Origin of the sequence: Natronomonas sp. (assembly GCF_036625485.1) — an archaeon.
In the GTDB taxonomy this organism is placed as follows: Archaea; Halobacteriota; Halobacteria; order Halobacteriales; family Haloarculaceae; genus Natronomonas.
Map to the genome: position 1 here is coordinate 1 of NZ_JAZKTR010000080.1, position 11217 is coordinate 11217.

Below are 11217 nucleotides of genomic sequence, written 5' to 3' on the forward strand. Positions count from 1 at the left end.
GACAACGTCATCGACATGGGCCCCGGCCCCGGCAAGCGCGGCGGCGAGGTCGTCGCCAACGGCGACGTCGAGGACGTGATGGCCACCGAGGAATCGGTGACGGGCGATTACCTCTCCGGTGAACGGCAGATCCCAGTGCCCGAGACGCGCCGCGACGCCGACGGCTATCTCACGGTTCGCGGCGCCCGCCAGCACAACCTCAAGGACCTCGACGTCGACTTCCCGCTGGGCAGTTTCACCGCGATTACCGGCGTGTCGGGGTCCGGCAAGTCGACCTTGCTGCACGAGATTCTTTATAAAGGCCTCGTCAAGCGGATGAACGACACCGACGTCTTCCCCGGCGAGCACGACGCCATCGAGGGCATCGAGAACATCGAGACGGTCCGGCTCATCGACCAGTCGCCCATCGGCCGGACGCCCCGCTCCAATCCCGCGACCTACACCAACGTCTTCGACCACATCCGCGAACTCTTCGCCGAGACCAAACTCTCGAAACAGCGCGGTTACAAGAAGGGACGGTTCTCGTTCAACGTCAAGGGCGGCCGCTGTGAGTCCTGTGGCGGCCAGGGGACCGTCAAGATAGACATGAACTTCCTCAGCGACGTCTACGTCCCCTGCGAGGAATGTGAGGGCGCCCGCTACAACGACGAGACCCTCGAAGTCACGTACAAGGACGCGACCATCTCGGACGTCCTCGACATGGAGGTCGACGAGGCCTACGACTTCTTCGAGGGCCACTCCGGCATCCGCCGCCGCCTCCAGTTGCTGAAGGACGTCGGCCTCGGGTACATGCGCCTCGGCCAGCCATCCACGACGCTCTCGGGCGGGGAGGCCCAGCGCATCAAACTCGCGGAGGAACTCGGCAAGAAGGACTCCGGCGAGACGCTCTATCTGCTCGACGAACCCACCACCGGCCTCCACAGCGAGGACGAACGCAAACTCATCGACGTCCTCCACCGCCTGACCGACGACGGCAACACCGTCGTCGTCGTCGAACACGAACTCGACCTCGTGAAGAACGCCGACCACATCATCGACCTCGGCCCCGAAGGCGGCGAGAAGGGCGGCCAGTTGGTCGCCGAGGGGACTCCCGAGACCGTCGCCCAGACCGACGCCTCCCACACCGGCCGCTACCTCCGTGACCTGCTGCCCGCCGTCGAACTGGAAGGACCGCGGAGTGGTAGGCAGAAAGCCGCAGGCGCTGACGACGACTAACGCCCACTTTTTACACGGCCCCCTCGCTTCGCTCGGGGGCCGGCAAAAACACGGGGAAAATATGCGCGAGAGCCACCAGCCGCGGCCCTGCGGGCCGCGTTAGTCGGCTCTCGCTACGGCGGCTCACTTCGTTCGCCGCCGCGAACCGCCTCGGAGGCCTTCTCTGAAGGCCCCGCTCGGCGGATGCTGATTCCGACCTGAAATGCCCCCTTTATACGCCGTTTTTATACCGTTCAAACCGTGAACCGTCGAACGACTCATAAGCGTCGAACGCCTACATTTCAACTGGAATATGACGCATCCTGCACACACACCCGCGTCATCGGACTCCGACGCTCGGCGGCCGCTGGCGCCCGATACCAGCCGTCTCGACGACCGCTCGGCCCGCGCGTGGACCGAAGCGATGGCCGTCCGCTCGCTCGGGGCCGGTCGATACGCGGTCGAAAGCCAGTCCGGCGCAACGTACATGGTGAACCTCCCGCGGAGCGACTGCACCTGCCCGGACCACGAGATCCGCGGCGAGCGCTGCAAACACCTCCGCCGAGTCGCCATCGAGGTGACCGAAGGCCGCGTTCCCCCGCCCGGCAAGAAGCGCGCCGACTGCGCCGGCTGTGGTCGCGAGTCGTTCGTCCCCGAAACGGGCCCGGAACTCTGCGGGGACTGCTGGCTCGAACGTGGCGACCTCGCGACCGACAAGGAGACCGGCGACACCGTCGTCGTCTACCGATTGACCGAGGAACTGGCCCACGAACGCTACATCGAGGCCGCCGACTCGACGGTCGCCGACTACCCCAAGAACGAGGGCTACCCGAGCGACGACCCCGTCGTCGAGGTGGTGTATCCCTTTTCGGGTAGCGCGGCGCGAAGCGCCGCGGAAGGCGCGAGCGGGGAGGCGACCGACCCGCGAGCGGACGCCGACGCCGACCTCGACGAGCGCCCGCGCTATGCCTTCCCCTACTCCCGGCTGGCGGTACGCGACGAGATGCTCATCGAATAGGCTGGAACCCCGAAAATCGGCTGTTCTGTCGACCCGCTACAACTCGGAGTGGTCGACCTCGTATATCGTCACCTCGCCGCCCTCGAAGGCGACGGTGAACGCGTCCCGATCGAAGGAACGCATCCGTTCCCCGTAGCGTTCGCGTTCGCTCGGGCCGACGTAGACGTAGGTGACGTCGTAGCGGTCGAGATGGTCGGCGGCCTCGGACCACTCGCCAGTATAGATCTCGTCGACGTGGTCGACTCGTCGCTCGTAGGCTTCGGGACTGCGGTATTCGGCCTCGTGGTCCCAGCCGACCACGCTCGGTAGCCCGGAGAACGTGGCAGCGGGACTGGTCCACTCGTAGGAATCGCCGGGTGCCTCGACGAGAGTGGGGCGGCCCGGGCGGTCCTGGAGCCACCGCAGGGCCTCGTACTCCTCGTGGTGGAACCGGTCTGCGGCCTGATAGCCGTCTATCGAGGGGTTGTAGCTGTTCTCGTCGATCTCCGAGCCGATCTCGGCCGCGAACACCATCGTCGGGAACACCGCGCTGGCGAGGAGGACCACGCCGACGAGGACGACGGGCGCCAGCGCCCGGAACCGTGCCGTGTCGACGCCGTTCGCTGAGCGGCCGTCCGAACCACCAGTCACGGCTCGTCGCAAGCCGTCGGGCCCGCCCAACCGCTCGTAACTGCGTCCCAAGAGGATAGCCGTCGCCGCTCCCGCGCCGGCCGCGCCGAGCGTCCACCCCTGGACGGCCACCTTCAGGGACGTGTTCCAGCGGGGGTTATCGACCAGCGGGAGCCGGGCGTGGACGAGTTCGAAGGAGAGCAGGAGACCCGCGCCGGCGACGAGCAAGACGAGGGCGAAATCCCCCCGACCGGAACGCACCAGCAGCCACCCGGCGAGGATAAGGGGGCCGAGTACCGCCAGCACGGCGAAATCGAGAGCGACGATTGTCACGGCCATCGCGGCGAGAAGGCCGAGACCGCCGGCAACGACCTGCGGCTTCGAGACGTCCTCGACTGCCGGCCAGCCGCGGGTCGCAGCGTAGAGGGCGAAGGCGGCCACCAAGCCGGCGTAGATGACGAGGAAGGGCCCGAGCGGGCTCCGCGGCGGGAAGAAGCCGATACCCTCGTTCGTCGGCACCTGCCCAAACACGAGGAACGGGGAGGCGATGACGACGCCAATAGCGAGGACGACGGCGCCGGCGAACGTGGCGAGGACCAGTCGCCAGAGTTCGCGGGCGAGCCACGCGGGTCGGTCGTCCGGCGAGGCAGGCGAGAACTGCAGTCGCTCCGCCCACGGGTCCGGAAGCAGGGTCGCGGGATGAGAGTCCGCGGCGGCGACGGCCAGCACGGTGAGGCCGGCCGCCGTCGGGAGCGACCACGTGTTCATGAAGCCGAACAGGCCGGCGACGGCGCCGAGGCCGCCGAAGACGATAGCACGACGGCGGGTGCGGTCGCCAGCGGGGGTGGCGTAGTAGGCAAGCGCGAGCGCGCCGGCGAAGAGGACGTAGCCGTTGGCGAAGGTGTGGCCGTGCAGGTCGGCCTTGACGAAGGAGTACAGCGGCACCTCCTGAATCGTCCCGGGGACGACATAGCGGGTGTACCACCAGCCCCAGTCGAGTGGGTCCGACAGGTCCGTGACGGTCCGTGCGAGGTCGCCGCCGTTGAAGCGGATAGCGACGAAACCGAACGCGGTCGGTTCGATGGGGTCGGCGAGGGCGTCCGGAAGGTACGGCGTTCCGAGGCGGATAGCCGTCGTCGTCGGGCCGGCAAGCGCGACGAAGAAGGCACCGAGGGCGCCACCCAGTCGGTAGGGGTGGCCCTGTCGGTGGACGATGGCGCCGGCGACGCCGTAGGCGACGACGAAAAGCAGGCCGTAGAAGGCGGCGATACCGAGGTTGAAGCCGTAGCGGAGCGGCGTGTCGGTGAGCATCGAGAGGCTGGCGACCTGCAGTTGCGTGCCGTAGTAGTACTTGAGGCGTTCGCCAGCGAACCACATGTCCTCCGGCGGGAGCGTGTTCGCGCGTTCGAGCGCGTTGACGATGCCGAAATGGAGGAACTGCTCGCCGCCGGCCGCCGTGACGCCGGGGTCGGCCGCCCGGAAGGCGACCATCACGAGGAAGCCGACACAGAACACGCCGTACATCGCGGCCACCGACCGCCATTCGGGGGCGGCGCCACGGCGGGTTGCGGCTAGCGTCGCGACGAAGAGGACGCCGAGGCCGACGACGAGGGTATGAAGGCCGAAGGTGAGTTGACCGACCCAGAAGACGGTGATCGTAAACGGGACGAGCGCCGTGGGGAGGGCGAACGCGGCGCCCTTTCGGGGGAGGGCCCGAAAGAGGAGGGCCGCGACGGGTGCGCCGAGCACCGTCAGCGCCGCGGGCGCGAGGAGGTACACGAGGACGGGGAACCACTCCATACCCACCAGAAACGTCGAGTCGCAGGTAAGTGCTTTGTGACACCTCGTACGAGAGTTGGCAAACCGGGCGACAGCAACCACGGCGAGGACCGGCGTATCATCTACGTTCCGTCCTCGAAAGGCGACCGTCCGAGAGCGAAAGTCTTCATGTGAAATAGATAAATAATTGGTAAAAACTTTTAACGTATCTCATAGCTTATTTTAAAGACCAATGGTGGGAAACGACAACCCGGTGAAAAGTCGTCAGGAGTCGGGGAGTGACAGCGCGCCACGGCTGTCCGACGACCGGCTCTATCGAGCGCTCGCCTCCACACAGCGCCGCCGCCTGCTGTGTTTTCTACTGGAAGCCGGCGAGACCACTGTCGATGAACTCGCTACCGTCCTCACCGGGTGGACCGCCGCCGAACAGGGGGCGATGGGGACCAAAGAGGACCGCGAGCAACTGCGCATGGCGCTCAGACACATCCACCTGCCGCTCCTCGCCGACGTCGGACTGGTGACCTACGACCGGGAGAGCGGCACCGTCGACATCGAGGCGCTCGCGCCGGCCGTTTCCGAACTCATCCGCGAAAGCGTCGACCGCGAACAGTCGTCCCCGGTATGAAGATACTCGATTCGCTCGTAACCGACCGTCGGGAGTCGGACCGCCGGTTCGTCATCTACCGACCGGAGGGGGAACAGGACCTCGGCGAGTGGTTCGCCAACCACGGCGTCGACGTCGAGTATCGACCGCTTCCAGCGGACGGGCCCGACCCGTTCGTCGCCATCGAGGCGGACGGCGAGTTCGTGGGAGCACTTGGCGTCGACGAACTGACGTGGCTGACCGAACCGCCCATCGTCCGCCCCGGCGAACGCGAGGGCCTCTCGGAGGGATATCGCGTGCTCTTCGACCTGTTCGACGAGACGGTGTTCACCACGATGGAGCGTCGCCAGCTACTGGCGGTCAGCCGCGAGATCGAGGACCGCGTCTACCGCGCCGGGACGGGAACCTTCCACGTGAGCTTTCAGACCCTCTCGACGTTCGAGTCCCAGATCGAGCCGTACCGGCGACTCGCGGCCGATACGGACGTCGACGTTCACATTCACGGGTTGGCGGACTGGACGCCGCCGGCGATACCGAACGTCACCTACCACGGGTACTCGGAGAGCGCGCTGAAACGGTACTGGGTCCTCGCCTTCGACGGTGGCGACGGACGGGCACAGCCCTGTGGACTCGTTGCACAGGAGGGCTCGGACGGATACAGCGGGTTCTGGACCGACGACGCGGAGACGGTCAAGGAGATCCTGACCGAACTCGCCGAAGGGTAGGGTCGACGCCCGCGCATCTCGGAAGGCGGGATTCGCCGTATCCCTACAGCATCTCGGCGGCCTCGTCGACCGAGAGGTCGCCACGCGAGAGCGCCTCCAGTACGTCCCGGTCGGGGCCGTCGTCGGATTCGACAGCCACCTCCTCGAGGGTGACCTTCTCGGAGTCGCCGACGAATTCGGGGAAGTCGGTGCCCTCCGCGAGGGCGGTCTTCTTCTTGACGCGGTAGTTGCCGCCGTCGGTCGTATAGAGGTCGCCGGGATGGAAGAAGTACCAGTCCTCGCGGTCGAAGCGGGCGGCGACGCGGGGTTTGGCGCCGAAGTTCTGCGAGAAGTAGACCAGCGCCTCGATCTCCTCGCCGGTCAGGTAGATGGGGTCGCCGCTGGAGGATTTGGCCTCGATGGCGTAGAAGGTGTCGCCGTCGCCGGCCAGCACGTCCGGGAGTTCGCGCTCCGTGGCGCTGCCGGAAGCGGGCGCGCGCATGACCGCGAAGCCGGCCTCGTCGAGTTTGTTGACGAGTTCGCGCTCGCGGCGGTCCCCCTTCGCGTTGGAGTTCGACATTGGCGGACACTCGGAGGTGGTCGGCCTTAAATGGGCCGACGGCGCGCCGGCGGGCTACTGGACATAGCCCTCGGTCAGGCTCTCGACGTACTTCGCCACGACGTCGACCTCGAGGTGGACGGGGTCGCCCAATTCCTTGTCGGCGAGGGTCGTCAACTCGTAGGTCGCGGGGATGATGGCGACGGCGAAATCCGCCTCACCGAGGTCGGCGACGGTCAGCGAGATGCCGTCGACCGAGATGGACCCCTTCTCGACGACGTACCGCTCCAGTTCCGCGGGCAGCGAGAAGGCGAAGGTCCAGTCATCGCCCAACTGCTCGATTTCGGTCACTTCGCCGACGCCGTCGACGTGGCCCTGCACGAAGTGGCCGTCGAAGCGGCCGTCGGCGGGGAGTGCGCGTTCGAGGTTGACGGGGTCGCCGACTTCGACGACGTCGAGGTACGTGCGTTCCAGCGTCTCCTCCGAGCAGAACAGCTCGAAACTCTCCTCGTTCCAGTCTTCAACTGTGAGGCAGGCACCGCTGACGGCGATGCTCTGGCCGTGTTCGAGGTCGTCGGTGAACGACGCGGACACGCGGAGTCGGCGGCCTTCGGGGCCGTCATCGATGGCGACGATCTCGCCGGTCTCCTCGACGATTCCGGTGAACATACGCGTGCTACGGATGGCCGCGCCGAAAGGCTGTCGTCACGCGTCGGGAGCGGCGGGCTTTTGGGCAGCAACGGTCTACGAACAGCCAATGGGTATCATCGACACCATCTCTCTCGCCGGGACGCTCGTCTTGGCGTTGCCCATCGGCATGCTCGGCGTCGAGTTCCTCGTCGGTGGCGAAACGGCGATGGGTGTCGGCTTCATCGCGATCGCCGCTGCGCTGGTCGTCGGCCAGCATTACATCAGCGTCTTCGACATCAAGGAGCGCGTCCTCGGGACGGCCGTCGACGCCGTCGTACTCGAGGAAGACGAGGTGCCGTCCGACGACGATGACACACCGGAGGGCTACCAGAAGTGACGCTGGGCATCATCCGGTCGCTACAACTGATCGGGACGCTCGTCGTCGCCGGCCCGATAGCGATGGTCGGCGTGTTCAATCTGCTCGATGGTCTCTATCCACAGGCTGCCTTCTTCCTCGCGGCGGCCATCGGCCTCGTCGTCGTCAGCGAGTACATCTACACGCGCCTGACGGACAAGACGGTCGGGCGGGTCAAGCGCCTCAAAAATATTCGCGGTGGGGACTGACCGGCTACCGTCGAACGACACGAGCCATCCGAAACCCGCTCGTCCGCACACGCCGAGGGGCGGAGCCGCCCCGTGTAAAGTGGGATTACGTAACCTTCTGGATCTGCTCGAGCGCCGTTTCGCGGTCGTCCCAGTCGACGAAGACGGAGACGGAGGTGGCGCTGGTGATGAGGTCCTGAATGGTGATGTGTTCCTCGCTGAGCGCGACGACGATGTCCTGGAGGATGCCGGATTGGGTGGGGAGTTCGCCGCCGGTGATCCGGATGACGGCGACGTCGTCGTCGACGGTGACACTGGACAGTTCCTCGGTGTCGATGACGGCCTGATGGAGGACGTTCTCGGCGCGTTCGGCGACCTCCTCGTCGACGTAGAACGTGACCGAATCCATACCGCTGGAGACGGCGTCGATGTTGAGGTCCGAATCGGACATGGCATCCGAGAGGTCCGAGAGGATGCCCGGCGTGTTACGGATGGCGCGGCCGGCGACGGTGAGGCAGGCCAGCGGCGTCTCCCGGAGGTCGATGAGGTTCTCGAACTGGCCCTCGATGGAGGTGCCGCCGGCCAGCAGGTCACCGTGCTGGTAGTGGACGACGCGGACGCCCATCTCGGCGGTCTTATACGAGAGCGCGGAGGGGGCGACGACTTCGGCACCGCGGAAGGAGAGATTGCGGAGTTCGTCGACGGTGATCTCGCCGACGTTGCGTGCGCCCTCGACGACGCGGGGGTCACCGGTCATGACGCCTTCGACGTCGGTGACGATGACGACCTCGTCGGCGTGCATGTAGTTGCCGAGCATGACGGCGGTGGTGTCGGAGCCGCCGCGACCGAGGGTGGTGACGTTGCCGGCGTGGTCCTGTGCGAGGAAGCCGGTGATGACGGGGACGTAGCCTTCGGCGGCCATGTCGGCGGCGAGTTGCTTGGCGCGCCGCTGGCTCTCCTCGACGTCGACCTCGCCGTGCTCGTCGGTGATGACCGGCCACTCGTCGGTGCCGGGTTCGAGGAACTTGGCGTCGATGCCGCGGGCGCCGAGGGCGGCTTTCAGCATCCGGACGGAGGTGCGTTCGCCCATCGAGACGATCTCGGCCTCGTCGGATTCGTCGGCCTCGAAGGTGATGGCATCGAGCAGGAAGTCGGTGGTCGAACCCATCGCGCTCGCGACGACCGCGACCTCGTGGCCGTCGTTGACGGCGTCGGCGATTGAGTCGGCAGCACGGTTGACCCGGTCGCCGTTTCCGAGGCTGGTGCCGCCGAACTTGGCGACTACGCGCATGCGATCACCCGCTGTACGGTGTGGTAGCTCATACCCGGCGGGTAACCGGTCCCGGGAGATAACCCTGTCCATCTGTAGCAACATTGCCACGCCGTCGTTATCCGGCGATTATTGCAGTTACCCGGCCACGGCTTCGGGACGAGCGAGACGGCGGCCACGCTGACGGGAACATTAATCCGTGAGAAAGTGATACCAAGCCACATGGAGATACGGGACGCCGTCGAGGCCGACGCCGAGCGACTGGCGACCCTTACCGGCGCACCGACCGACGTGATGCGGAACCTCGTCCACGACCGGACGGTTCGTGTCGCCGACGGTGAGGGGGAGGTCGAGGGGTTCGTCAGCTACGACGCGCGGGAGACGACCGTTCACGTGACGCAACTGGAGGGCGAACCGGAGCTCTGTCGGCGCCTGCTGGAGGAGCCGACCCGCTTTGCCGACCGCGAGGGCATGGACGTCGAACTGCTGGTCCCGAACCACGACGAGACGACGAAGACGGCCCTCGAAGACGCTGATTTCGACGAATACGGCCCCGGGCCACGGTTCGACGGCACGCACACGACCCGATACCGGTGGCAACCGGACCGGTAACGGCGTATCGAGCGGACGAACCTCAACGAGGTTCGTTCTCCGAACTGAAAACCGGGGTTCGCTTTCGTATAGCAAACTCAGACCGATAATTGCGGCAGATTCATAGGGGAAACAGGCATCAATATCCCTCTCGTAGTATCAATCATGAGTAACGACGACCAACTGCTACGACTCGTCCTCATCATCGGCGCAGCGCTGTTGCTGCTACCGGTCCTGATGATGCTGGTCATGATGCCGACCTTCGGCGGGATGCACACCGGCACGTGGGACGGCGGGATGATGGGCACCGGCGGCTGGTGGCTGGTCTCCAGTCTCCTGCCGCTCGTCGTCATCGCGGTGCTGGTCTACGCCGGCTACCGGGCGCTCGCCGGCGGAGAAGAGACCGACCAGGCCATCGAGGAACTCCGGCAGGCCTACGCCCGCGGCGAGTTGACCGACGAGGAGTACGAAACCCGAATGCAGCGGCTGAAAGAGGACGCGAACTAACCGCGACCGCCACGGCCGCCCTTCTATTCTTCGACGGGCGTCTTGACGACGGTGACCGGCCCCTCGGACATCTGTGCGACCCGTTCGGCGACGCTCCCGAGCAGGCGCCGGTATTCGTCGGAGCGGTTCTTCGAGCCGACGACTGTGAGGCCGATATCAGCCTCGTCGATGTATTTCAGGATCTCCTCGTGGGGGACGCCGTGGTTGATGACCGTCTCGGTGTCGATACCGGCCGCCTCGGCCTGCTCGGCGATGGCCTCGACCGCCTCGCGGCCCGCCTGTTCGAGCGCGGACTCCAACCCCTCGAACTCGTGGACGTACTCGTCGCCGGGGTAGGAACTGTACGCCTCCGCGTCGACGACGTAGAGGACGTGGAGTTCGGCATCGTAGCGTTCCGCGGCGTCGATGGCGTGTTCGACCGCGCGGTCGACGCCGGCGCTCATGTCCGTCGGTAACAGTATTCGGTCGTACATCACGCGAGACTACGACCACTCGGATAATAGATGCTGGGCCGATTCTCACCGAACCGGATTCGGCTTCAGCCGTCGGTGCCCCGCTTACAGATGCCGGTCGATGACCGCTTTGGCGGCCTGGGCCTTCTCCTTCCAGCCGTAGCCCTGCTCGTAGACGTGCTTCTTCGAGTCGACCAACTCCTCGGGCGAGCCCTCCTCGAAGCCGCCGCGGTCCCACGTCCCCGACTCGTGGAGCCAATCGACGGTGTTCTCGCGGGCTTCCTCCCACGAGAGCCCGACCATCTCGTAGAACGCGATTATGGCAAATACGGAGTTATCGTGTGCGCCGGGGACACTGCCCTTCTCGTAGAGGGTCTTCAGCGGCTCGAAGGTCGGCTTCGAGACGCGTTCCTTGTACTCCTCGGGCGGCAGCAGTTGGAGTTCGCCGTCCTCGTCGACGACCCGCTGGTCGCTTTCGAGCCGCGAGAGGACGCGGGCGTGCAGGCCGCTCCAGCGGCCCGGGACGTCCTCACGGAGCGCGTCCTCGTCGTCGTAGCTCCGGGCGGACAGCGGGCCCAAGATGTCGGTGTAGGCCTTCTCGATGTGGGTTCGGTCGGTGCCCTCGAACTCGCACCCCGGGTCGTGGAGGTTGCTCGTCGTCCGACACCCCGGACAGCGATACCTGAGACGCACGGAT

At 66.1% G+C, this 11217-nt stretch carries 13 protein-coding genes and 1 pseudogene; 8 read left to right on the plus strand and 6 right to left on the minus strand.

The window, feature by feature from the left end; translation table 11 throughout:
* A pseudogene (locus V5A53_RS09025) lies at nt 1-1215 on the plus strand (excinuclease ABC subunit UvrA); the annotation flags it as partial.
* A gap of 292 nt (nt 1216-1507) precedes the next feature.
* Complete coding sequence (locus tag V5A53_RS09030; RefSeq protein WP_332313274.1) at nt 1508-2212, plus strand: SWIM zinc finger family protein; 705 nt, start codon at nt 1508-1510, stop codon at nt 2210-2212.
* Between the two features lie 36 nt (nt 2213-2248).
* Here V5A53_RS09030 and V5A53_RS09035 read toward each other — a convergent pair whose 3' ends face one another.
* Entirely contained in the window at nt 2249-4621 is a 2373-nt protein-coding gene (locus V5A53_RS09035) for a DUF2298 domain-containing protein (RefSeq protein ID WP_332313275.1), read from the minus strand.
* A 211-nt stretch (nt 4622-4832) separates the two neighbouring features.
* Between V5A53_RS09035 and V5A53_RS09040 the strand changes: the two genes are divergently transcribed.
* Together V5A53_RS09040 and V5A53_RS09045 are read left to right on the plus strand one after the other, a co-directional pair.
* On the plus strand, nt 4833-5225 hold the full coding sequence (locus V5A53_RS09040) for a DUF7344 domain-containing protein (protein WP_332313276.1): 393 nt from the start codon (nt 4833-4835) through the stop codon (nt 5223-5225).
* A complete protein-coding gene (locus tag V5A53_RS09045) occupies nt 5222-5929 on the plus strand; it encodes a DICT sensory domain-containing protein (protein ID WP_332313277.1) in 708 nt (235 codons plus the stop codon). Before V5A53_RS09040 ends, V5A53_RS09045 begins: the two co-directional genes overlap by 4 nt.
* Before the next feature lie 43 nt (nt 5930-5972).
* Here the strand turns inward: V5A53_RS09045 and hjc are convergent, their stop codons facing one another.
* Together hjc and V5A53_RS09055 are read right to left on the minus strand one after the other, a co-directional pair.
* Nucleotides 5973-6488, minus strand: a complete 516-nt coding sequence (gene hjc / locus V5A53_RS09050; protein WP_332313278.1) for a Holliday junction resolvase Hjc — start codon at nt 6486-6488, stop codon at nt 5973-5975.
* A 54-nt stretch (nt 6489-6542) separates the two neighbouring features.
* Complete coding sequence (locus V5A53_RS09055; RefSeq protein ID WP_332313279.1) at nt 6543-7136, minus strand: riboflavin synthase; 594 nt, start codon at nt 7134-7136, stop codon at nt 6543-6545.
* An 88-nt stretch (nt 7137-7224) separates the two neighbouring features.
* Between V5A53_RS09055 and V5A53_RS09060 the strand changes: the two genes are divergently transcribed.
* A complete protein-coding gene (locus V5A53_RS09060; RefSeq protein ID WP_332313280.1) occupies nt 7225-7494 on the plus strand; it encodes a DUF7533 family protein in 270 nt (89 codons plus the stop codon).
* Nucleotides 7491-7721, plus strand: a complete 231-nt coding sequence (locus tag V5A53_RS09065; RefSeq protein WP_332313281.1) for a DUF7533 family protein — start codon at nt 7491-7493, stop codon at nt 7719-7721. Before V5A53_RS09060 ends, V5A53_RS09065 begins: the two co-directional genes overlap by 4 nt.
* An 85-nt stretch (nt 7722-7806) precedes the next feature.
* On the opposite strand, the gene V5A53_RS09070 is transcribed toward V5A53_RS09065, so the two are convergent.
* Complete coding sequence (locus V5A53_RS09070; RefSeq protein ID WP_332313282.1) at nt 7807-8991, minus strand: aspartate kinase; 1185 nt, start codon at nt 8989-8991, stop codon at nt 7807-7809.
* Nucleotides 8992-9192: 201 nt separating this feature from the next.
* Here V5A53_RS09070 and V5A53_RS09075 point away from each other — a divergent pair, with 201 nt between their 5' ends.
* Nucleotides 9193-9582, plus strand: coding sequence for a hypothetical protein (locus tag V5A53_RS09075; RefSeq protein ID WP_332313283.1), 390 nt, complete (start codon nt 9193-9195; stop codon nt 9580-9582).
* A 144-nt stretch (nt 9583-9726) separates the two neighbouring features.
* A complete protein-coding gene (locus V5A53_RS09080; protein ID WP_332313284.1) occupies nt 9727-10068 on the plus strand; it encodes an SHOCT domain-containing protein in 342 nt (113 codons plus the stop codon).
* 23 nt (nt 10069-10091) lie between these two features.
* Here V5A53_RS09080 and V5A53_RS09085 read toward each other — a convergent pair whose 3' ends face one another.
* Entirely contained in the window at nt 10092-10541 is a 450-nt protein-coding gene (locus tag V5A53_RS09085; RefSeq protein WP_332313285.1) for a universal stress protein, read from the minus strand.
* An 84-nt stretch (nt 10542-10625) separates the two neighbouring features.
* Nucleotides 10626-11213 (minus strand): DUF7474 family protein, encoded by a 588-nt coding sequence (locus V5A53_RS09090; RefSeq protein WP_442928603.1) that lies wholly within the window; start codon nt 11211-11213, stop codon nt 10626-10628.
* Nucleotides 11214-11217: the final 4 nt, after the last annotated feature.

Coding starts and splice junctions, on each gene's coding strand:
- V5A53_RS09030 (WP_332313274.1), top strand. CDS start 1,508: ATGACGCATCCTGCACACACACCCGCGTCATCGGACTCCGACGCTCGG.
- V5A53_RS09035 (WP_332313275.1), bottom strand. CDS start 4,621: ATGGAGTGGTTCCCCGTCCTCGTGTACCTCCTCGCGCCCGCGGCGCTG.
- V5A53_RS09040 (WP_332313276.1), top strand. CDS start 4,833: ATGGTGGGAAACGACAACCCGGTGAAAAGTCGTCAGGAGTCGGGGAGT.
- V5A53_RS09045 (WP_332313277.1), top strand. CDS start 5,222: ATGAAGATACTCGATTCGCTCGTAACCGACCGTCGGGAGTCGGACCGC.
- hjc (WP_332313278.1), bottom strand. CDS start 6,488: ATGTCGAACTCCAACGCGAAGGGGGACCGCCGCGAGCGCGAACTCGTC.
- V5A53_RS09055 (WP_332313279.1), bottom strand. CDS start 7,136: ATGTTCACCGGAATCGTCGAGGAGACCGGCGAGATCGTCGCCATCGAT.
- V5A53_RS09060 (WP_332313280.1), top strand. CDS start 7,225: ATGGGTATCATCGACACCATCTCTCTCGCCGGGACGCTCGTCTTGGCG.
- V5A53_RS09070 (WP_332313282.1), bottom strand. CDS start 8,991: ATGCGCGTAGTCGCCAAGTTCGGCGGCACCAGCCTCGGAAACGGCGAC.
- V5A53_RS09075 (WP_332313283.1), top strand. CDS start 9,193: ATGGAGATACGGGACGCCGTCGAGGCCGACGCCGAGCGACTGGCGACC.
- V5A53_RS09080 (WP_332313284.1), top strand. CDS start 9,727: ATGAGTAACGACGACCAACTGCTACGACTCGTCCTCATCATCGGCGCA.
- V5A53_RS09085 (WP_332313285.1), bottom strand. CDS start 10,541: ATGTACGACCGAATACTGTTACCGACGGACATGAGCGCCGGCGTCGAC.